17 protein-coding genes are annotated in these 20,168 nt (G+C 67.2%); 13 read left to right on the forward strand and 4 right to left on the reverse strand.

The window, feature by feature from the left end; translation table 11 throughout:
* Nucleotides 1–16: 16 nt before the first annotated feature.
* Nucleotides 17–1,849: an AMP-dependent synthetase/ligase gene (locus ASF87_RS15445; protein ID WP_056377148.1), complete on the reverse strand. Its 1,833-nt coding sequence runs from the start codon at nucleotides 1,847–1,849 to the stop codon at nucleotides 17–19.
* A gap of 150 nt (nucleotides 1,850–1,999) precedes the next feature.
* On the opposite strand from ASF87_RS15445, the gene ASF87_RS15450 reads away from it, so the two are divergent.
* Complete coding sequence (locus ASF87_RS15450) at nucleotides 2,000–2,698, forward strand: lysophospholipid acyltransferase family protein (RefSeq protein ID WP_042538590.1); 699 nt, start codon at nucleotides 2,000–2,002, stop codon at nucleotides 2,696–2,698.
* A gap of 38 nt (nucleotides 2,699–2,736) precedes the next feature.
* Nucleotides 2,737–4,077, forward strand: coding sequence for a class II 3-deoxy-7-phosphoheptulonate synthase (locus ASF87_RS15455; protein WP_042538465.1), 1,341 nt, complete (start codon nucleotides 2,737–2,739; stop codon nucleotides 4,075–4,077).
* 115 nt (nucleotides 4,078–4,192) lie between these two features.
* Here ASF87_RS15455 and pknB read toward each other — a convergent pair whose 3' ends face one another.
* Both pknB and ASF87_RS15465 read right to left on the reverse strand, forming a co-directional pair.
* On the reverse strand, nucleotides 4,193–6,139 hold the full coding sequence (gene pknB, locus ASF87_RS15460) for a Stk1 family PASTA domain-containing Ser/Thr kinase (protein ID WP_042538463.1): 1,947 nt from the start codon (nucleotides 6,137–6,139) through the stop codon (nucleotides 4,193–4,195).
* Between the two features lie 79 nt (nucleotides 6,140–6,218).
* A complete protein-coding gene (locus tag ASF87_RS15465; RefSeq protein WP_056377151.1) occupies nucleotides 6,219–7,418 on the reverse strand; it encodes a LysM peptidoglycan-binding domain-containing protein in 1,200 nt (399 codons plus the stop codon).
* Between the two features lie 218 nt (nucleotides 7,419–7,636).
* Here ASF87_RS15465 and ASF87_RS15470 point away from each other — a divergent pair, with 218 nt between their 5' ends.
* The gene (locus tag ASF87_RS15470) at nucleotides 7,637–7,981 is read left to right on the forward strand and encodes an Rv2175c family DNA-binding protein (RefSeq protein ID WP_327037350.1); all 345 of its coding nucleotides are present in this window, start codon (nucleotides 7,637–7,639) and stop codon (nucleotides 7,979–7,981) included.
* A 37-nt stretch (nucleotides 7,982–8,018) separates the two neighbouring features.
* Here the strand turns inward: ASF87_RS15470 and ASF87_RS15475 are convergent, their stop codons facing one another.
* Nucleotides 8,019–9,044: a polyprenyl synthetase family protein gene (locus ASF87_RS15475; protein ID WP_442922280.1), complete on the reverse strand. Its 1,026-nt coding sequence runs from the start codon at nucleotides 9,042–9,044 to the stop codon at nucleotides 8,019–8,021.
* A gap of 161 nt (nucleotides 9,045–9,205) precedes the next feature.
* On the opposite strand from ASF87_RS15475, the gene ASF87_RS15480 reads away from it, so the two are divergent.
* From ASF87_RS15480 to ASF87_RS15525, 10 genes are all read left to right on the forward strand, one after another.
* On the forward strand, nucleotides 9,206–9,577 hold the full coding sequence (locus ASF87_RS15480) for a DUF3040 domain-containing protein (RefSeq protein WP_042538457.1): 372 nt from the start codon (nucleotides 9,206–9,208) through the stop codon (nucleotides 9,575–9,577).
* 293 nt (nucleotides 9,578–9,870) lie between these two features.
* Entirely contained in the window at nucleotides 9,871–10,302 is a 432-nt protein-coding gene (gene mraZ, locus ASF87_RS15485; RefSeq protein WP_042538455.1) for a division/cell wall cluster transcriptional repressor MraZ, read from the forward strand.
* A 117-nt stretch (nucleotides 10,303–10,419) separates the two neighbouring features.
* Nucleotides 10,420–11,358 carry a 16S rRNA (cytosine(1402)-N(4))-methyltransferase RsmH gene (rsmH, locus tag ASF87_RS15490; protein WP_042538452.1) on the forward strand — a complete coding sequence of 313 codons (939 nt, stop codon included), beginning with the start codon at nucleotides 10,420–10,422 and terminating at the stop codon, nucleotides 11,356–11,358.
* The gene (locus ASF87_RS15495) at nucleotides 11,355–11,930 is read left to right on the forward strand and encodes a hypothetical protein (protein WP_056377154.1); all 576 of its coding nucleotides are present in this window, start codon (nucleotides 11,355–11,357) and stop codon (nucleotides 11,928–11,930) included. Before rsmH ends, ASF87_RS15495 begins: the two co-directional genes overlap by 4 nt.
* A gap of 39 nt (nucleotides 11,931–11,969) precedes the next feature.
* Nucleotides 11,970–13,757 carry a peptidoglycan D,D-transpeptidase FtsI family protein gene (locus tag ASF87_RS15500; RefSeq protein ID WP_056377157.1) on the forward strand — a complete coding sequence of 596 codons (1,788 nt, stop codon included), beginning with the start codon at nucleotides 11,970–11,972 and terminating at the stop codon, nucleotides 13,755–13,757.
* Nucleotides 13,758–13,785: 28 nt separating this feature from the next.
* Entirely contained in the window at nucleotides 13,786–15,198 is a 1,413-nt protein-coding gene (locus ASF87_RS15505; protein WP_042538446.1) for a UDP-N-acetylmuramoyl-tripeptide--D-alanyl-D-alanine ligase, read from the forward strand.
* Complete coding sequence (gene mraY, locus ASF87_RS15510; protein WP_056377159.1) at nucleotides 15,195–16,307, forward strand: phospho-N-acetylmuramoyl-pentapeptide-transferase; 1,113 nt, start codon at nucleotides 15,195–15,197, stop codon at nucleotides 16,305–16,307. Before ASF87_RS15505 ends, mraY begins: the two co-directional genes overlap by 4 nt.
* Nucleotides 16,297–17,835, forward strand: coding sequence for a UDP-N-acetylmuramoyl-L-alanine--D-glutamate ligase (murD, locus tag ASF87_RS15515; protein ID WP_056377161.1), 1,539 nt, complete (start codon nucleotides 16,297–16,299; stop codon nucleotides 17,833–17,835). The genes mraY and murD overlap by 11 nt, the downstream gene beginning before the upstream one ends.
* Nucleotides 17,804–19,042 (forward strand): putative lipid II flippase FtsW, encoded by a 1,239-nt coding sequence (ftsW, locus tag ASF87_RS15520; RefSeq protein ID WP_056377163.1) that lies wholly within the window; start codon nucleotides 17,804–17,806, stop codon nucleotides 19,040–19,042. The genes murD and ftsW overlap by 32 nt, the downstream gene beginning before the upstream one ends.
* Nucleotides 19,039–20,115: a UDP-N-acetylglucosamine--N-acetylmuramyl-(pentapeptide) pyrophosphoryl-undecaprenol N-acetylglucosamine transferase gene (locus tag ASF87_RS15525; RefSeq protein ID WP_056377164.1), complete on the forward strand. Its 1,077-nt coding sequence runs from the start codon at nucleotides 19,039–19,041 to the stop codon at nucleotides 20,113–20,115. The genes ftsW and ASF87_RS15525 overlap by 4 nt, the downstream gene beginning before the upstream one ends.
* Nucleotides 20,116–20,168 lie beyond the last annotated feature (53 nt).

The raw sequence follows: 20,168 nt of genomic DNA on the forward strand, positions 1-20,168 counted from the left end.
CTCGTATCTCGGTGGGTCAGCCGCCGAGGGCGACGTTCGTGGTGGTGACGGGCTCGTCGTAGATGGCGGCGATCTCATCGGCGAAGTCGCTCATGATCACGTTGCGCTTGATCGACATCTTGGGCGTGAGATGACCCGACGCCTCGGTCCACTCGCTGTCGAGCACCGTGAACTTGCGGATGGACTCGGCGCGGGACACCCGGGCGTTGGCGGCATCCACAGCCTTCTGGATCTCTGCTCGGACCGCGTCGTTCTTCGAGGCCTCCACGAGCGACATCTCCTTGGGGAGCCCGGCATTGGCGAGCCAGGTCGGCAGCATCTCGGGGTCGAGGGTGATGAGAGCCGAGATGAAGGGACGCTGGTCTCCGACGACGACGACCTGTCCGATGATCGGGTTCGCACGGATCGGGTCTTCGAGGGCGGCGGGTGCGACGTTCTTGCCGCCGGCCGTCACGATGATCTCCTTCTTGCGACCGGTGATGGTGAGGAACCCCTCGGAGTCGAAGCTGCCGATGTCACCGGTGCGGAACCAGCCGCCCTCGCTGAACGCGTCGGCGGTGGCCGCAGGGTTGTTCCAGTACTCCTTGAAGACGTTGACGCCTCGCACCTCGATCTCGCCATCGTCAGCGAGCCGCACGCCCACTCCGGGGAGCGCCGGGCCGACGGTGCCGATCTTCGACTTGTCTGCGAGGTTCACGGTCGCGGGAGCGGTCGTCTCGGTGAGGCCGTAGCCCTCGAGGATCACCACGCCGAGGCTGTGGAAGAAGTGACCGAGTCGCGCACCGAGGGGAGCCGAACCCGACACGGCGTAGACGACATTGCCGCCCATCGCTTCGCGCAGCTTGCTGTACACGAGCTTGTTGAACAGCGCGAACTTGAGCCGTGTCCCGAACGGGACGCTCTTTCCCTCTTCGAGCAGCTTCGAGTGCTGGATCGCGACGTCGGCGGCAGCGCGGAAGATCTTGCCCTTGCCGCCGGCTTCGGCCTTCTGCTCCGCCGAGTTGTAGACCTTCTCGAACACGCGGGGGACAGCCAGCAGGAAGGTCGGCTTGAACGATCCGAGGGCCGGCAGAAGCTGCCGGGTGTCGGGCTGGTGCCCGGTGCGGACTCCGGCGTGGATGTTGAGGATCGAGATGAACCGGGCGAAGACGTGCGCGGTGGTGATGAACAGCAGCGTGGACGCACCGGGGGTCTGCACGACAGCATCCAGAGCCTTGGCGGAGTTGCGGCAGAGCTCCACGAAGTTGCTGTGCGTGAGAACGCAGCCCTTCGGGCGACCGGTGGAGCCTGAGGTGTAGATGAGCGTGGCGATGTCGGAGCCGACAGCGATGCTGCGCAGGCGCTCGATCTCGGAGTCAGGCACGGACGCACCCTGTGCCGTCAGCGAGTCGATCGCGCCGAGGTGCAGCTGCCAGACTTCGCGGAGCAGCGGGAGGTCGCCGCGCACCTCGTCGAGGCGTGCGAAGTGCTCGGGCGATTCGAGCACGAGTGCGATGGCACCGGAGTCCTCGAGGATCCACTGGATCTGAGAGGGCGAGCTGGTCTCGTAGATCGGCACCATGACGGCGCCCGCATAGAACAGGGCGAAGTCGACGAGGGTCCAGTCATAGGTGGTGCGGGCGAGGAAGCCCACCTTCTCACCCGGCTGGATGCCGGCGGCGACGAAGCCCTTGGCCAGTGCGATCACGGCGGTCTCGAAGTCGGCTGCGGTGATGTCGCGCCAGCCCTCGCCTTCGGGCACGGAGAACAGAGGGCGATCCGGCGTCGCCTTCACGCGCTTCGCCAGGAGGTCTGAGATGTTCCCCTCGGGATCGGCGGGGACGACGGCGGGGACTTCAAACTGGACCACGGCAGCTCCTTCGGTACCGGTCGGGCACTGGTTGCACACGAGTCTAGAGCATGGGACTCGGTCGCACCGCTAGTGGGACTCAGTCGCCAATCGCAGGTCATCCGGACATGGCGCTGGCGGATGCCGATCGCGGCGCTAGACTTCACCTCGATGTTCTACTGGCTGATGAAGTACGTGGCGATCGGCCCTGTGGTCAAAGCGATATTCCGACCATGGGTGGTCGGGCGCGCGAACATTCCGGCCAACGGTGCCGCGATCCTCGCCAGCAACCACCTGTCGTTCGCCGACTCGATCTTCCTTCCGCTGATGATCGATCGCCCCATGTCGTTCCTCGCGAAGAGCGACTACTTCACCGGACGCGGGCTCAAGGGCTGGGCCACCAAGTTCTTCATGAAGGCCACAGGCCAGATCCCGATCGACCGTTCAGGTGGCAAGGCCTCGGAGGCCTCTCTGAACACCGGTCTGCAGGTGCTCGGCCGCGGGGACCTGCTCGGCATCTATCCCGAAGGAACGCGCAGCCCTGACGGAAGGCTCTATCGAGGTCGCACCGGGATCGCGCGGATGGCCATGGAGGCGAAGGTCCCCGTGGTGCCCGTGATCATGGTCGACACCGACACGGCGATGCCGATCGGGCAGCGTCTGCCGCGAGTGGTGAGGGTCGGGATCGTCATCGGCGAACCCCTGGACTTCTCCCGGTACGCGGGTATGGAGAACGACCGCTACATCCTGCGTTCCGTCACAGACGAGATCATGGTGGCACTCCAGCGACTGGGTGAGCAGCAGTACGACGATGTGTACGCGTCGAGCGTGAAGGACAGGCTTCCCGCCCGCGTCACACAGCGCTCCTGAGGCATCCCGACTTCGCAGCGAGCACTAGGCTGGACACCATGCTCCAGCACCACATCGACGCGCTTGATGCGTGGCGTTCGCTCCCGATCAAGCAGCAGCCCCAGTGGCTCGACGCCGAGCGTGTCTCCGAGGTCTCCGCGCAGATCTCGACGCTTCCGCCCCTGGTGTTCGCAGGTGAGGTCGACAACCTCCGCGATCGTCTCGCGCGCGCAGCGTCCGGCAAGGCGTTCCTCCTTCAGGGCGGCGACTGCGCAGAGACGTTCGCGGGCGCCACCGCCGATCAGATCCGCAATCGCATCAAGACCGTCCTGCAGATGGCGGTCGTGCTGACGTATGGCGCGTCGATGCCCATCGTGAAGATGGGTCGCATGGCAGGCCAGTTCGCCAAACCGCGGTCGAGCGACACCGAGACCCGCGGCGACGTGACGCTTCCCGCATACCGTGGCGACATCGTGAACGGCTACGACTTCACCGAGGCGTCTCGGCGAGCCGATCCGGGTCGTCTGCTTCAGGGCTACCACACCGCTGCGTCGACGCTGAACCTGATCCGCGCGTTCACCCAGGGTGGCTTCGCCGACCTGCGCGAGGTGCACTCGTGGAACAAGGGCTTCGCGCAGAACCCGGCCAACCAGCGCTACGAGCGCATGGCAGCCGAGATCGACCGGGCCATCAAGTTCATGGAGGCGGCCGGAGCCGACTTCGACGAGCTCACCCGCGTCGAGTTCTTCACGGGCCACGAAGGTCTGCTGATGGACTACGAGCGCCCGATGACCCGCATCGACTCGCGCACGGACACCCCCTTCAACACCTCGGCGCACTTCCTGTGGATCGGTGAGCGCACGCGCGAGCTCGACGGTGCGCACGTCGACTACTTCTCCAAGATCCGCAACCCCATCGGCGTCAAGCTCGGTCCGACCACGACGCCGGAGACCGCTCTCGCACTGATCGACAAGCTCGACCCGAACCGCGAACCGGGGCGTCTGACGTTCATCACGCGCATGGGTGCGGGCAAGATCCGCGACGCCCTGCCGCCGCTGCTCGAGGCCGTCCGCGATTCGGGCGCGCAGCCGCTGTGGGTCACCGACCCGATGCACGGCAACGGGATCACGACCCCCACCGGCTACAAGACGCGTCGCTTCGACGACGTGGTCGACGAGGTGCGTGGCTTCTTCGAGGCGCACCGCGCGGTCGGGACGTTCCCCGGCGGGATCCATGTCGAGCTCACCGGCGACGACGTCACCGAGTGCCTCGGAGGATCCGAGCACATCGACGAGGCTGCACTGGCGACCCGCTACGAGAGCCTCTGCGATCCTCGCCTCAACCACATGCAGTCGCTGGAACTGGCGTTCCTCGTGGCGGAGGAGCTCGAGAAGCGCTGACCGACGAGCCTCACAGAGAGACGGCCCCCTCCGCACACGGAGAGGGCCGTCTCTCTGTCAGCGGCGAGCACGCATCACGGGGGAGCGGAAGAGTGGGGTTCGGACGGGTTTCGCCCTAGAACGCGCTGCTGCGGATCTGCAGGGTGATCTCCGTGCCCTTGGCGCGCTGAGAACCTGCCCCCGGATCCGACCCGGTGACCTCTGTGAAGTCGTTGGGGAATGCGTTCCAGATGCCGTTCCACGTCGGTTCGAAGCCGGCATCGCGGATCGTCCTGGCCGCCTCATCCCGGCTCATTCCCTCGACATCCGGCACCGGGAACAGCTCGGGTCCCTTGGAGACGATCAGCTGGACGGTGTCGCCCGGGCGCCGATTGCCCTCCTCGGCACGGTCGGTGACCCCGATGACGATATCCTTCGCGACAGAATCGCTGAAGACGAACTGCGAATCGGGGTTGACCTCGACGCCCTTGTCGCGGAGCGTGTTCGTCGCCTGGTCCACGCTCATCCCCGCGACATCCGGGAAGGCGCCGGCCGAGACGTAGAGTTCGACGGTGTCGTCCTCGAGCAGCTCGCAGCCCTCGGCGCACGCGTACACCTCGCCACCTGCGCGAGGCGTCACGAAGGCGTTGATCACGCGACCCGCTTCGGCATCGGAGAAGAGCAGCAGGGGAGTCTCGGTGACGTTGACCTTGATGTCCGCGAGGTAATCGCGGGCCTCCTGCTCGGTCTTGCCGTTGAGGGTCTCCGCCGTGTGCGACGCGGGACCCGAGGAGACGAAGACGGTGACCTCGGTGCCCTTGTCGAGCCGCTCGCCCTCATCGGGGTCCGACCGGATGGTCTCGCCGGCTGGGACATCGATGGAGCTCTCCTCGCCGCGCACGGGCACGAAGCCCTCGGCGGTCAACGCCGAGGCGGCATCGTCGTACGACAGCCCGGCGACTCCCGGGACGGCGACGAGGGACCCTGGGCCGGATCCGAACCACCACCCGACACCGCCGGCCACCGTCGCGAGGAGCAGCACCAGCGTCAGCAGAAACGCGCCACGGGCGCGGCGTCGAGACGAACGACGCCGCAGGAGGGTCGCGTTGTCGACGGCGGCCTGCACCGGGGCGGTGGGGTCGGCGATGACCATCGTGCTCGGCATGACCTTGGTGAGGTCAGCGGAGTCGGCCTGCGAGCGCTGAGAGGCCGTGGCGGCGGCGACCGCGGGAGCGATGCCCAGACCACGCTCGATCTCACGCAGACGCTCCAGCATCTGACCGGCATCGTCAGGACGCTCGTCCGGCGACTTCTCCGTCGCCCAGAGCACGAGCTCATCGAGCTGCTCGGGTACGCCGGGGTTTCGAACGCTCGGCCGAGGCACCGACTCGGTGGCGTGCTGGAATGCGATCTGCATGGGCTGCTCGCCCTTGTAGGGCTGTTCGCCGACGAGCATCTCGTAGAGCATGATGCCGAGCGCGTAGATGTCGCTCCTGGCGTCTGCCGTGCCGCGGGTGACGAGCTCGGGTGCCAGGTAGGCGATGGTGCCGAGCAGCTGCTGGCCGGTGGCCGTGTTCGCGGTCGTCGCACGGGCGAGACCGAAGTCGCCGATCTTGATGCGGCCGTCTTCGGCCAGCAGCACGTTCTCGGGCTTCACATCGCGGTGGACGATCCCGGCCCGATGCGCTGCCGAGAGTCCTGCGAGGACGGCATCCATGATCGTGATCGTCTGCGGGATCGTGAGCCGCTTCTGCTCGCGCAGCAGCTCGCGCAGCGTGATGCCCGGCAGGTACTCCATCACCAGGTAGGCGAGTTCGCCGTCCTGGCCCTGATCGAACACGTTGACGACATGCGGGTCGGCCAGCCGTGCCGCTGCGCGCGCCTCTTGGATGAACCTGCTCTGGAAGGCGGAGTCGTCGCTGAGATGCGCATGCATGACCTTCAGAGCGATGCGTCGCTCGAGTCGAAGATCGGTGGCGACATAGACAGTGGCCATGCCTCCACGCGCGATCCGGGCCCGCACACGGTATCGACCGTCGACAAGCCGCCCGATGAGGGGGTCGGCCTGCTGATTGGTCGTCACGTCAAGATTCTATGGAGAACTGCCTGAAAGCCCGGGGAGCGGCTCGCCCCTTGCACCTGCGGGTTTGCTCAGAAGGCGGTCAGCCGTGGATGCCGAGCCACTGATATGCCTGGGTCTCCCACTGGCCATATCGCTCGGGATATGCCGAGATCTGCACGGTCTGCGCGGCATCCGTGAAGCGCAGGGCTTCCCAGCCGGGGATGTCGAGGAGTCCGCGGGAGGCCTGTCCGTTCGGGTCTGCGGAGCCGCCGTAGAACACCCGCGTGCTGCGGTCGGGGTCGACCGCCTGCTCGGGGGTGCCCCAGCCCATGCTGGGGCGCTGCTGGAAGAGGCCGAGCGAGTCGCGGTCGCCCGACGGCAGATTTCGCATGCTCGACTCGACCATCGCAGTGGCGAGGGCGATCGCGATGGCACGGTCGGGCACGCCGAGCTCGCGCCCGACGCGGATGATGGTCGAGGCGTTGCCGGCCTGTTCGGCATCGAGGGTCGCGAACAGCTGCGCCGGTGGCGTGGTGGCGACCGCAGCCGGCGCAGGCGACGGAGCGGCGACCGGCGCGGCGGCGACGGTCAGGCTCTGACCGGGGTAGATGATCGCCCCAGAGCTCAAGCCGTTCAGCGCATAGAGCTGTGAAACGGTCGTGCCGTACTTCTTCGCGATCGCGAACAGCGTGTCGCCTGCCGCAACGGCGTGCGTCTGGCCGCCGGCCGCCACGGGAGCGGGTGCGGTCGTCGTGACCGCGGCCGGAGCGGGCGCCGGAGCGCCGGTGAGCGCGAGCTGCTGGCCGGGATAGATGACGGATGCCCTGGTGAGGCCGTTCGCGGCGAGCACGGCGTCGACGCTCGTGCCGTGCCGCTGAGCGATGCTGAACACGGTGTCGCCGGCAGCGACGGTGTGGGTGGCAGTCGAGCCCGTCTGGGCGGGCGCCGTGGGCGCGGTGGGCGCCGCGGGGGTGGCTCCCGCGGTCAACGACAGGGTCTGCCCCGGGTAGATGACCGAGCGCCAGCCGAGTCCGTTCCAGCCGAGCACGTCGACTGTCCGCAGCCCGAAGCGGTTCGCGATGGAGGAGATCGTGTCACCCGGCTGCACGGTGTACGAGGCGGGCGGCGCTTCGGCCGACGCGATGCGCGTCGGTGTGGACTGGAGCCGTTCGATCGGCGAGGAGACGGCATCCGCAGAGACGGGTGTGGCGGCGATCGTCGCCGACAGGGTGCCCAGCACAGCGGCAGGTACCCCGAGCTGGATATAGCGCGTCCGTCGCGCGACAGCATGCGTTGTCAAGGTGCTCTCCCTTGTTCGACGTCCGCCCACGGTGGCACGTATGTATACGGAAGTCAACAGAAGTGACTGATGATGCTGGCGATGCGAATGTGACTCGAGGCCGCGATCCTGCCGGAAATGCGGTCGGCTCTCAGAGGTGAGATAGTTGCAAGGTGTCTGTGTCGTCTGAAAGCAACCCCTCCGAAACCCCGCAGTCCGGGGCCGCGTCCGAGAACGCTGTGAGCACCTCCGGCGTCACCGCCACCGAGTGGCTGACCATGCCGGATCTCGTCGACGTGCTCGATGAGACGCTGGGCCGCGTGCGTCGGCTGATCGACGAGCATTACCTCATCGGATCGCGTCGCTCCGGCGTGTTCGCGGTTCCGTCGGTGTTCATCGTCGATGACCACCCGCTGTCTTCGCTGCGCGGCACGATCATCGTCCTGCAGGACGCAGGCTTCACCGATGACGAAGTCATCGACTGGCTTCTCGCTCCCGACGACGAACTGGGTCGCTCGCCGATCGACGCGCTTCTCGCCGGGCACAAGAGCGCCGTCCGCAGGGTCGCCCGAACCCTCGCCTGAACCGAGCGGACGCCACCGCCCGCAGTCGGCCCCGATCTCAGGCCGATCGCACCGTCGCCGCGCGTGCGAGATCCCGGAGGTCGCCGACAGCCGCATTGTCGAGTCGCGCTCCGGAGAGCGCCCGATCGGCTTCCCGTGCATAATCCTCGATCATCCGCTCCACGCGCTCGAGAGCGCCGGATGCCGTGATGGTCGCCTGCAGGAACGCGACCTGCTCTGCCGTGAGCTCGGGATCGCCGAGCATCTCATCGAACAGGTTGCGGGCCGACGTGTCGAGCGTCTGCCTCGTGAGGGCGACGAGCACCGTGCGCTTGCCCTCGCGCAGGTCGTCGCCCGCAGGCTTGCCTGTGACCGCGGCATCGCCGTAGACGCCGAGCAGGTCATCGCGAAGCTGAAACGCCATCCCGACCGGATGACCGAACCGGCGGAGGGCCAGGAGCTGATCGTCGTCGGCATCTGCGATCGCCGCGCCGAGAACCAGCGGCTGCTCGATGCTGTACCGCGCGGACTTGAACGAGACCACCCGCAGGGCGCGCTCGACGTGCGAGTCGGTGGCATGAACGCTCCAGGCGGACTCCTCGGCGATGTCGAGGAACTGGCCGACGGTGACATCTCGGCGCATGCGGCCGTACTCTCGTCGAACCGCCGCGGCATGGGGGAGCGGTTCGATCGCGTCCTCGAGAAGGTCGTCGCTCCAGGCCACCAGCAGGTCGCCGAGGAGGATCGCCGACGAGCGACCGAACGCCGCCGGGTCCCCGCGCCACCCTGCGCCGACATGGGCGCTCTCCAGGGCGCGGTGAGCGGCCGGCCGGCCGCGCCGAGTATCGGAGTTGTCGATCAGGTCGTCGTGCACCAGCGCCGCGGACTGGAAGATCTCCAGAGCTGCGCAGACATCCCAGAGGGCCGCGGACTCCTCGGCGTCGCGATCGCCGAAGCGTGCGACGGCCTGCCAGCCTGCATGACAGAAACGGGCGCGCAGTCGCTTGCCGCCCACGAGAGTGTCGGCGGCCGAATCGATCAGACCCTCGGCATCAGCGCCGTAGTCGGCGGACTCGCCCCGCATCCGGTCGAGGAACAGCCGCAGGCGTGCGGCGACGGCGTCGGAGACGAAGGAGGGGGTCGGCACGACTCCCAGCATACGTAAAGCCAACGGAGGCCCTTACTGCTAGCCCGCAGCGGCATACCGCGCGTAGAATGGACGGACGAATACCCGAGGGGGACGAAATGCCACTCTCCGAACAGGAGCAGCGTCTGCTCGATGAGATGGAACGCCATCTCCTCCACAACGACGCCGATGTCGTCAGTGCGCCGTCAGGCGATCGAGCTCTCAGCTACCGCAACCTCGTCTACGGAGCTCTTCTGCTCCTCGCCGGGGTAGGCGGACTGATCGTCGGAGTCGTGCTCGGTGACGTCTGGGGCGTCGTGGTCGGCGTCATCGGATTCGCCGCCATGCTCGGGGGCGTCATGATCGCCGTGACCCCCGTTCGGAAGCCGCTCTCTGCAGTCCCGCGCGAGCGCGCACCCAAGCAGCGCAGTTCGGCATCCTTCATGGATCGCATGAACGATCGATGGGATCGCCGCCAAGACGGCAACTGACTCCACCACTTCCTCGAAGGCCCGGATGCTCTGTGCATCCGGGCCTTCGTCGTGTTCGGGCGCTGAATCCACGGAGAGCTGTGGGATTGGACACCGGCGTACCGACCCTGCGCTGGTCCTCCACTGGCGCTCCACCTCCCTCCACTCTGAGAAGCCGCGTGATCTCGCGGTTTCTTTGCGCGCACTGACGCTCTCGCAGCGCCTGGCTGCGGATTGACCGTAGGTTTGTGGAGGAAAGTGGAGTAAAGTGGGGCGCACCTCGAGTTGGCCGGACGGAGAGGGGGTGATGGCTGATGTTGCTGGGAACGCATTCTCCGAAGTTGGACGACAAGGGACGGGTCATCCTTCCCGCGAAGTTCCGCGAAGACCTCGGTGGCGGCATCGTCGTCACCAGAGGGCAGGAACGCTGCCTCTACGTCTTCAGCACGGCCGAGTTCGAGGCGATGCACGAACGGATCCGTCAGGCGCCGCTCGCGAACAAGCAGGCGCGTGACTTCATGCGCCTGTTCCTCTCCGGTGCGAGTGCGGAGATGCCAGACAGCCAGAACCGCATCACCATCCCCGTGCACCTCCGTCAGTACGCGGGCTTGCAAAAGGAACTCATCGTCACCGGAGTCGGCGCCCACGCCGAGATCTGGGATGCCGAGAGCTGGAACAACTACCTCGCAGCCGGCGAGGAGACCTACTCCGATCTCGAGCAGGAGGTGATTCCGGGACTCTTCTGACCACGGCTGTGATGCCCCGCCGCTCCTGCCCCGACACACTTCCCCGGTGCCGGGTCGTGAAGCGGAGGGGGATCAGGGCCCTGGTCACCGACACACAGAGGTCACCCGAGAGAGATCATGAACCTCCGCGACATCCACACCCCCGTTCTGCTCGACCGCTGCGTCGAGCTCCTCGCTCCCGCGCTTCAGGCCGACGGAGCGGTGCTCGTCGATGCCACCCTCGGCATGGGTGGTCACTCCGAGGCGCTGCTCGAGCGGTTCCCCCACATCCGTCTCGTCGGACTCGACCGTGACACCGACGCCCTGCGCATCGCGGGGGAGCGGCTCGCCCGCTTCAAGGACCGGATCACACTCGTGCACACCGTCTACGACGAGATCGGGCTGCACGCCCAGGGCGCGGCGGGCATCCTCTTCGATCTCGGCGTCTCGTCTCTGCAGCTCGACGAGGCGGAGCGCGGCTTCGCGTACTCCAAGGACGCCCCGCTCGACATGCGCATGGATCAGACGAAGGGCGTCACGGCCGCCGAGGTCATCGCGACCTACAACGAGGGCAACCTGCGTCGCATCTTCGAGCGCTACGGCGAGGAGAAGCTCGCCGGCCGATACGCGCGGTTCATCATCGCCGCACGCGAGAAGCAGCCGATCACCCGATCCGGTGAACTCGTCGAGATCCTCCAAGCGGCCACGCCCGCGGCGGCTCAGCGTGCCGGGCACCCTGCCAAGCGCGTCTTCCAGGCCCTGCGCATCGAGGTGAACGCCGAGCTCAACGTGCTGGCGGACGCGATCCCGTCTGCCATGGACGCTCTCGCCGTCGGCGGGCGCATCGTGGTCATGTCGTACCAGTCTCTCGAGGATCGACTCGTGAAACAGGCCTTCGCCGCCGGCGCCGCCTCCACAGCACCCCGGGGTCTGCCCGTCGAACTGCCGGAGCATGCGCCCCGCTTCCGCATCATCACCAAGGGAGCGGAGCTCGCCGACGACGACGAGCGCGCGCGCAACCCCCGCGCGATTCCGGTCAGACTGCGTGCCGCAGAGAAAGTGCGGGAGAGCTCATGAGCCTGAACGTCGCAGTACGGAAGCCCAGCGCACTGCCCGGTGCCCCCGAGCGCGCTCCTCGCCGACGCCTCGAGCCGGTGACCGACACCCCGGTCCGCCGCAAGCCGAAGCTCGCCTACGCGCTCGCGGCACTGGCCGGGGCCATGATCATCGGAGCCGTGCAGATCGGACTCTCTCTGGCGATCACGCAGGACTCGTTCGTGCTTGCTGGGCTGTCGGCGCAGCAGCACGAGCTGGACCTGCACGCCAGCGCCCTGCAGGAGGACCTCACCGGGATGAGCTCGCCTCAGTCCCTCGCCACCAGCGCCGCATCCCTCGGCATGGTCGTGGCAGGGGCTCCGTCCTATCTTCGACTGAGCGACGGCGCCGTGTTCGGTCAGGGAACCGGAGCGACGGGCTCATCGACGATCGATCCGAACGGCGCGGGCGCAGTGAGCAACTCCCTGCTGAACGACGTGCCGGTCAACGCCTCGACGGCAGACGACGCCGTCCCAGAAGGGACGACGGGTCACCCCGCGCAGGAGCTTCCGCCCGCGATCACCGATGGGCTTCCGAGCCCGAGCACCCGCTAGCCGAATCCGCCCACCACCGAGACCTGACGGAGAGAGTCCATGACGACACGAGCAACCCGCACGCCGCGGCGACGCACGGTCGTCGCGCTCGCGGTGATCCTGGCGATTCTGGCCGCGTTCGTCGTGCGTCTCGTCGACATCCAGGTGGTCAAGGCCGACGAGCACGTCGCCCAGTCGCTCGAGTTCATCGCCCACCGCACCTCGATCCCGGGCGAGCGGGGATCAGTGGTCGACGCGGACGGTGCCGTGCTCGCCGAGAGTGTGAATGTCTACGATGCGAGCATCGATCCCAAGGTGATGAACCTCCTGGAGACGGACGAGAAAAATCCGCCGAAGATGCCATGGGCGGAGGCGTCTCAGCGCATCGCCGAGATCGCCGGGGTCGACGCCGAGAAGCTGCGCACAGCCGTCGAAGCTCAGAATGCGGCAAATCCGGACTCGCAGTGGTACCAGCTGAAGACCGGCCTGAGCACGGCTCAGTTCATCGAGCTCAAAGAGCTGAAGGAGTCTGGCCTCACATACCTTCACTTCGACCCGCGTGAAACGCGGGTTTATCCGAACGGGGCCGTGGCCGGCAACCTTCTGGGCTTCCTCGACGGCGCCGGCACCGCCCAGGCCGGCGTCGAGAAGATGGACGAGAAGTGCCTCGCTCCCACAGACGGCGAGGAGTCGTACCGCACCGGCAAGAACAACGTCGTCATCCCCGGCAGCGAGAGCAAGGTGGATGCCGTCGACGGCGGCACCGTGCAGCTGACGATCAACAGCGATCTGCAGTGGTACATGCAGCAGATGATCGCCGAGGAGGCGCAGGCCCAGGGCGCCAAGGGCGGCACGGTCACCGTGGTCGAGGTCGGCACCGGAAAGATCCGCGCGGCCGCAGAATGGCCGACCATGGACCCCAACGATCTGGATGCGTCGTCGTCCGACACTTGGGGCAGCAAACTCTTCACGCGCTGGTTCGAGCCAGGCTCGACGTTCAAGGCGGTGACAGCTGCAGCCGTCATGGAGAACGCGGGCGTGACGATGGGGACTCCGACGGTGTCGGCGTCCTCGCACGAGAAGTTCGAGAACGGCGCCGTGATCAACGACGCGTTCGTCCACCCCACCTTCCAGTACACCCTCGCCGGCGCACTCATCGACTCCTCGAACGTCGCGCTGTCGAAGTTCGGCACGATGGTGAGCCCCGACGTCCGGCACGACTATCTCGAGCGTTTCGGAGTGGGAAAGACGACCATCGGCTTCCCTGACGAGACGGCAGGTGAGCTGCATCCGGCCGCTGAATGGGACAACCAGTCGCTTTACACGACCACGTTCGGCCAGCACTTCACGGTGACCGCCCCGCAGGTTGCGGGCGCGTACCAGGCAATCGCGAACGGCGGCGAGAAGATCGGACTCTCCCTAATCGAGTCATGCACTACCTCGGACGGAACCGTCGTCACGCCGGATGCTCCTGAGCGCGAGCAGATCATCAAGCCCGAGACGGCGGCCGACCTGACGCGGATGCTCGAGAACGTCGCCGTTCAGGGCGGCAACGCCGACCGCATTCAGGTGCCCGGCTACCGCGTGACCAGCAAGACGGGCACCGCGCAGGTCGAAGACGGCAACGGCGGATACAAGTCCGGCGTGTACTACACGAGCATGGTGGGCTTCGCTCCGGTCGACGATCCGCAGTACGTCGTGGTGGTGACTCTCGATGAGCCGACTAGAGTTACATCGTCTGCTGCTACCGCCTCGGCCTTCCAGAAGGCGATGACCCAGACCATGAAGACCTACCGCGTGATGCCGTCCTCCAGCCCGATGGACGCACTGCTTCCGAAGTTCGAATAGACGGCGCCCTGCCGCGCCTGGAGACGTCATGATCGCCCTGTCGCTTGCCGAGATCGCCGCTGTCGTCGGGGGTGATCTCCGCCTCGCCGGTTCTTCGACCGCCGACACCGTCGTCGACGGTGTGGTCGACACCGACTCGCGAAACATGGTGCCCGGATCCGTCTTCGTCGCGAAGCCGGGAGCAGAGACCGACGGACATCGATTCGTCGGCTCGGCGCTGGCCGCCGGTGCTGCGCTCGCGATCGTCGAGCACGCAGTCGATGACGAGATCACGCAGATCATCGTTCCCGACGTCATCGTCGCCCTCGCAGACCTCGCACGGGAGGTCGTCGCGCGCGTGCGCGCAGCGGGTGACCTCAAGATCGTCGGGATCACCGGGTCGAACGGCAAGACGACGACCAAGAACTTCCTCGCCCGCATCCTCGCCGACGAGGGCGAGACCGTCGCGCCCATCAACTCGTACAACAACGAGGTCGGCGCGCCGGTCACCATGCTGCGCGTCACATACGACACACGCTTCCTCGTCAGCGAGTTCGGTGCGGATGCGCCGGGGAGCATCGCCCGCCTCGCCGGACTCGTCGAGCCCGACATCGCGGTGGTGCTGATGGTCGGCATGGCTCACGCCGGCGGTTTCGGCGGCATCGAGGCGACGGCCAAGGCCAAGTCCGAGCTCGTGGCCGCTGCGAGGCCCGAAGGCACCGCTGTGCTCAACATCGACGACTCCCGTGTGGCCGCCATGGGCGAGCTCGCGCGGTCGCGGGGAATGCAGGTCGTCAGCTTCGGGCAGAGCACCGCGGCGGACGTGCAGGCCCACGACCTCGAGGTCACCGCGTCCGGCACCTCGTGCATCATCGAAGCGGCGGGGCAGAGCCTGCCCCTTCGCCTGCGGGTGCTCGGCGCGCACCACATCGGCAACGCGCTTGCGGCCATCGCAGCAGCGGGGGTTCTGGGCGTGTCGGCGTCTGACGCCATCGCGCGTCTCGAGACGGTCGAGATCGCGGAGCGCTGGCGGATGCAGCCCATGGGCAGCGACCGGGTGCGAATCATCAACGATGCCTACAACGCCAGCCCGGACTCCATGTCGGCGGCGCTGCGCACTCTCGCCCAGATCACCGGCCCGGGGGAGCGGACGGTCGCGGTGCTCGGCGCCATGAGCGAGCTCGGTGAGACCGCCGGCGAGGAGCACGACCGGATCGGACTGCTGGCCGTCCGGCTGAACATCCAGCGGATCGTCGTCGTGGGCCCCGAGGCCCGCAGGCTCTACATCTCGGCCATCGGCGAAGGCTCCTGGGACAGCGAGGCCATCTTCTTCCCCGACCAGGACGCAGCGTTCGACTACCTGCGCACCGAACTCCGAGACGGCGACCGCGTGCTCGTGAAGTCCTCCAATTCCGTGGGCCTCCGGCACCTCGGCGATCGTCTGGGAGAATTGTTCTCGTGAGATCTCTCATCATGGCGGCTGCCATCTCGCTCGCCTTCACACTCTTTCTGACTCCCGTCTTCCTCCGGCTCTTCCGGAAGTGGGGCTGGGGCCAGGTCATCCGCACGCCCGAGGCGATCGAGAACCCGAACCACGAGGCGAAGCGCGGAACGCCCACCATGGGCGGCGTCATCTTCATCGTCGGCACCATGGTCGGCTACTTCACCGGCACGTACGTCGGCGGGGGCACCCCCGCGCTGTCCGCGCTTCTCGTCATCTGGCTGATGGTGGGCTTCGGAGCCGTCGGCTTCATCGACGACTACATGAAGGTGCGCAGCCAGCGCAGCCTCGGACTCTCGGGCTGGCGCAAGATCATCGGTCAGCTCGTCGTGATCATCCCGTTCGGCATCGTCGCCCTGAACTTCCCGAACGCGTTCGATCAGACCCCGGCATCCGGTTCGATCTCGCTCTTCCGCGACATCCCCTGGTTGAACCTCTTCGCCTTCACCGCGATCCTCGGGTGGGCGCTGTATCTGCTGTGGATCTCCGTCATCGGCGTCGCGACCTCGAACAGCGTCAACCTCACGGATGGACTCGACGGTCTCGCCGCGGGCGCCGGGGTCATCGTCGTCGGTGCCTACAGCCTGATCGCGTTCTGGCAGTTCAAGCAGTCGTGCGTGGGCGAGGGGGTCGAGACCGCAGCGCTGGGCGGATGCTACGAGGTCCGCGATCCGTTCAGCCTGGCGATCATCGCCGCGTCGTTCGCCGCGAGCCTGATCGGCTTCCTCTGGTGGAACGCTCCCAAGGCGAAGGTGTTCATGGGCGATGTCGGCTCCATGGCGATCGGAGGCGTCATCACCGCGATGGCGATCCTCACCCGCACCGAGCTTCTGCTTCTCGTGATCGCCGGCGTCTTCGTCCTCGCCTCCGGGTCTGTGATCCTCCAGCGCGCGTACTTCAAGATCACCCGCGGAAAGCGACTGTTCCTGATGAGTCCGTTCCACCACCATCTCGAGATGCGCGGATGGTCAGAGGTGACGATCGTGGTCCGCATGTGGATCATCGCCGGACTCCTCGCCATCTCGGCGGTCGGTCTGTTCTACGTGGAGTGGCTGACGCGTGTCGACTGAGACGAGGCTCACGACGCTCACGAGCTGGAACTCCGACTGGTCTGACCTGCGCGTCGCCGTGCTCGGGCTCTCGATGACCGGGTTCTCGGTGGCCGACACGCTCACCGAACTCGGCGCGGACGTGCTCGTGCTGGCCGAATCGGCCGAGGAGGAGTACGCCAAGCTCCTGCCGGTGATCGGTGCCCGACTCGAGCTCGGTCCTCTCGATCAGGTTCCCGAGGCGCTGACGGAATTCGCACCGGAGGTCGTCATCGCGTCTCCCGGGTTCGCTCCGTCGCACCCCGTGATCCGCTGGGCACAGGAATCCGGCATCGCGCTCTGGGGTGACGTCGAGCTCGCCTGGCGCGTGCGTGACAAGGTGCCGCGCCCGGATGGCACTCCGGCCGACTGGGTGCTCATCACGGGCACCAACGGCAAGACCACCACGACGCAGCTGACCGCCTCGCTGCTGGTCGAAGGGGGGCTGCGTGCAGCACCCTGCGGCAACATCGGAGTGCCGGTGCTCGACGCGGTGCGCGACCCGGCGGGCTTCGATGCTCTCGTCGTCGAACTCTCGAGTCATCAACTCTGGTACCTCGGGCTGTCCCAGGCCGAAGGCGAACTGTATCCGCATGCCTCGGTGTGCCTGAACCTCGCGGACGACCACCTGGTGTGGCACGGGAGCGCGCGGGCGTACCGGGACGCGAAAGCACTCGTCTACCGCAACACCCGCGTCGCCTGCGTCTACAACAAGGCGGACGAAGCGACCAGGATCATGGTCGAGGAGGCCGAGGTCGTCGATGGGGCGCGCGCGATCGGCTTCGATCTCGGCATCCCCGGTCCGAGCGACATCGGTGTGGTGGAGGGGCTGATCGTCGATCGCGCATTCCTGGACGACCGGGCACGAAGCGCGCTCGAGATCACGACCGTCGCGGACCTCCAGGAAGCAGGTCTCGCCGCGCCGCACATCGTGCAGAACATCCTGGCGGCGAGTGCGCTCGCCCGCTCGTTGGGAGTCGAGCCCGAGGCCATCCACTCCGCTCTGCAGTCCTTCCGACTCGACGAGCATCGGATTCAGATCATCGCCCGGCACCGCGGCGTCACCTGGGTGGACGACTCCAAGGCGACCAACCCCCATGCGGCCGCCTCGTCGCTCCGCGCCTACCCCGGTGCGGTCTGGGTCGTCGGTGGTGACCTCAAGGGAGTCGACATCGCCGACCTGGTCGCGACGGCCGGGACGACCGCCCGTGCAGCCGTGGTCATCGGAGTGGAGCGCGCAGCCGTTGTCGCGGCATTCGAGCGACACGCGCCGCAGGTTCCGGTGTTCGAGGTGGATGCTGGCGAGACTGGTCAGGTCATGAGTCGCGTGGTGGAGATCGCCGCGGGGATCGTCGAAGACGAGGGCACAGTCCTGCTGGCCCCCGCAGCGGCCTCCTTCGATCAGTTCTCCAGCTATGCGGATCGAGGACACCGCTTCGCCGAAGCGGTGCAGGACTGGATAGACCGGGGGAGCGCCGATGACACAGGTCGAACGCCCCCACCGCTCTGACCCGAGCAGCACCGGCTCAGGGGGCCTCGCCGCCAGAGTGTCGCTCGGTCGTCGTTTCACTCCGGTCTCGACCGAATTCCTGATGATCGCATCTGCCGCGCTGATGCTGACCATCTTCGGTCTCGTGATGGTGCTCTCGGCGACGAGCGCTACCGCCGTGTCCAAGGGGGAGAACCCGATGGACGGCGCTCTGCGTCAGGGGATCTTCGCGGTGCTCGGCGTGCCGCTGATGTTCCTGATCTCACGACTTCCGATCGCTTTCCTCAAGCGCATGGCGTGGCCGGCACTGTTCGGCGCCATCGCACTGCAGCTCCTCGTGTTCACGCCGCTCGGCATCGAGGACGGTGGAAACCGCAACTGGATCATGATCGCAGGGTTCACCCTGCAGCCCTCCGAGTTCCTCAAGCTCGCCCTTGCGCTGTGGATCGGGTACGTCCTGCTGCGCAAGCAGACCATGCTCGGCACCTGGCACCAGGTCTTCATACCGGTGGTGCCCGTCGGCGCGCTGGCGATCGGGACGGTCATAGCGGGCAAGGACCTGGGCACCGCGATGGTGCTGGTCATCATCCTGCTCGGCTGCCTCTTCTTCTCGGGCGTGAAGCTCCGGCTGTTCATCCTGCCGGTGCTGCTCGGGGTCGTCGCCGTCATCGCCCTGGCCGTCACCAGCCCTGACCGTATGCGGCGCATCACCGCGACATGCTCCGACATGACGGCCTACACGGGCGACTGCTATCAGTCGATCCACGGGATCTGGGGCATGGCCTCGGGCGGCATCTTCGGGGTGGGCCTCGGCAACTCGCAGGAGAAGTACGGCTGGCTCCCCGCCGCCGGCAACGACTTCATCTTCGCGATCGTCGGTGAGGAACTGGGCCTGATCGGCTGCATCGTCGTGCTGGCCCTGTTCACACTCTTCACCGTCGGCGCCTTCCACATCATCCGCAAGACGGCAGACCCGTTCATCCGCGTCGCGGCCGGCGGCATCACCGTGTGGATCACCGGTCAGGCCGTCTTCAACATCGGTGTCGTGATCGGGCTGTTCCCCGTCATGGGCGTTCCGCTGCCCTTCATGTCGCAGGGCGGCACGGCGCTGCTGGCTGTTCTCATCGCCTGCGGAGTGCTGCTTTCCTTCGCGCGCACCATCCCCGTCGCCGAGGCACGTTCGGCTGGACGAGCCGCTTCAGCAGGGCGGGGTAAGGTCACACGGTGACCACGTACCTTCTCGCCGGCGGTGGAACCGCCGGTCATGTGAACCCCCTGCTCGCCGTCGCTGACGCGCTGCGCGCCCGCGACGCGGAGGCCGCCGTCCTGGTGCTGGGAACGGCCGAGGGGCTCGAGTCCCGTCTCGTCCCGGCCAGGGGCTATGAGCTGCTCGTCGTAGACAAGGTCCCGTTCCCTCGGCGTCCCGACAGGCAGGCCGCCATGTTCCCGGCCCGGTTCCGCCGAGCGATCGCTCAGGTGCGCGATCACATCCGCGCTCATGGCGTCGACGTCGTCGTCGGATTCGGGGGCTACGCCTCCGCCCCCGCCTACGTCGCGGCGCGCCGTGAGGGCGTGCCCTTCGTCGTGCATGAGGCCAACGCGAAGCCGGGCCTCGCGAACGTGCTCGGTGCGCGTCGGGCCGCTGCCACGGGAGTGGCCTTCGCGGGCACACCCCTGCGAGGCGGCGAGGTGGTGGGCATGCCGCTGCGACGAGAGGTCATCGAGCTCGACCGCGCGGCTCTTCGCGACGAAGCCGCCGCGAGCTTCGGGCTCGACCCTGCTCGCCCGGTTCTTCTCGTCTTCGGCGGCTCGCTCGGCGCTCAACGGCTGAACGAGGCCATCGCCGACTCGTGGGGCGACATCCTGGCCGCCGGGTGGCAGCTGCTGCACGTCACGGGCGAACGAAGCGATCTCGCGGACCCCGAGGTGCCCGGGTACGCGATGCGTCGCTATGTCGATCGGATGGATCTCGCGTTCGCCCTGGCCGACCTCATCGTCGCGAGATCCGGCGCCGCCACCGTGAGCGAGATCAGCGCGCTGGGGATTCCTGCGTTGTACGTGCCGTACTCGGTGGGCAACGGCGAGCAGCGACTGAATGCGGCATCGGCCGTGGCCGCCGGGGCTGCCCGTCTCCTCGACGACGCCACCTTCGACGGCGATGCGGTGCGCCGCCTCGTGCTGCCGGTCATGAAGGATCAGCAGCAACTCGCGGCCATGCAGGCGGCCGCGGGGCACGTCGGCACCCGCAGTGGCACAGAGAATCTCATCGCCCTGGTGGATCGCGCGCTCGGGGCCTCCTGACATCGCCCTGGACACGCCTCCGCGACGCCGCAACGTCATCACCGAAAAGTAGA

Source organism: Microbacterium sp. Leaf161 (genome assembly GCF_001423645.1).
Lineage (GTDB): Bacteria > Actinomycetota > Actinomycetes > Actinomycetales > Microbacteriaceae > Microbacterium > Microbacterium forte.

What these genes read in the sequence shown, in the direction of transcription:
- rsmH (WP_042538452.1), top strand. Translation starts at nt 10,420, where the DNA reads ATGAACCTCCGCGACATCCACACCCCCGTTCTGCTCGACCGCTGCGTC.
- ASF87_RS15480 (WP_042538457.1), top strand. Translation starts at nt 9,206, where the DNA reads ATGCCACTCTCCGAACAGGAGCAGCGTCTGCTCGATGAGATGGAACGC.
- ASF87_RS15475 (WP_442922280.1), bottom strand. Translation starts at nt 9,044, where the DNA reads ATGCGGGGCGAGTCCGCCGACTACGGCGCTGATGCCGAGGGTCTGATC.
- ASF87_RS15495 (WP_056377154.1), top strand. Translation starts at nt 11,355, where the DNA reads ATGAGCCTGAACGTCGCAGTACGGAAGCCCAGCGCACTGCCCGGTGCC.
- ftsW (WP_056377163.1), top strand. Translation starts at nt 17,804, where the DNA reads ATGACACAGGTCGAACGCCCCCACCGCTCTGACCCGAGCAGCACCGGC.
- ASF87_RS15500 (WP_056377157.1), top strand. Translation starts at nt 11,970, where the DNA reads ATGACGACACGAGCAACCCGCACGCCGCGGCGACGCACGGTCGTCGCG.
- mraZ (WP_042538455.1), top strand. Translation starts at nt 9,871, where the DNA reads ATGTTGCTGGGAACGCATTCTCCGAAGTTGGACGACAAGGGACGGGTC.
- ASF87_RS15450 (WP_042538590.1), top strand. Translation starts at nt 2,000, where the DNA reads ATGTTCTACTGGCTGATGAAGTACGTGGCGATCGGCCCTGTGGTCAAA.
- ASF87_RS15505 (WP_042538446.1), top strand. Translation starts at nt 13,786, where the DNA reads ATGATCGCCCTGTCGCTTGCCGAGATCGCCGCTGTCGTCGGGGGTGAT.
- ASF87_RS15455 (WP_042538465.1), top strand. Translation starts at nt 2,737, where the DNA reads ATGCTCCAGCACCACATCGACGCGCTTGATGCGTGGCGTTCGCTCCCG.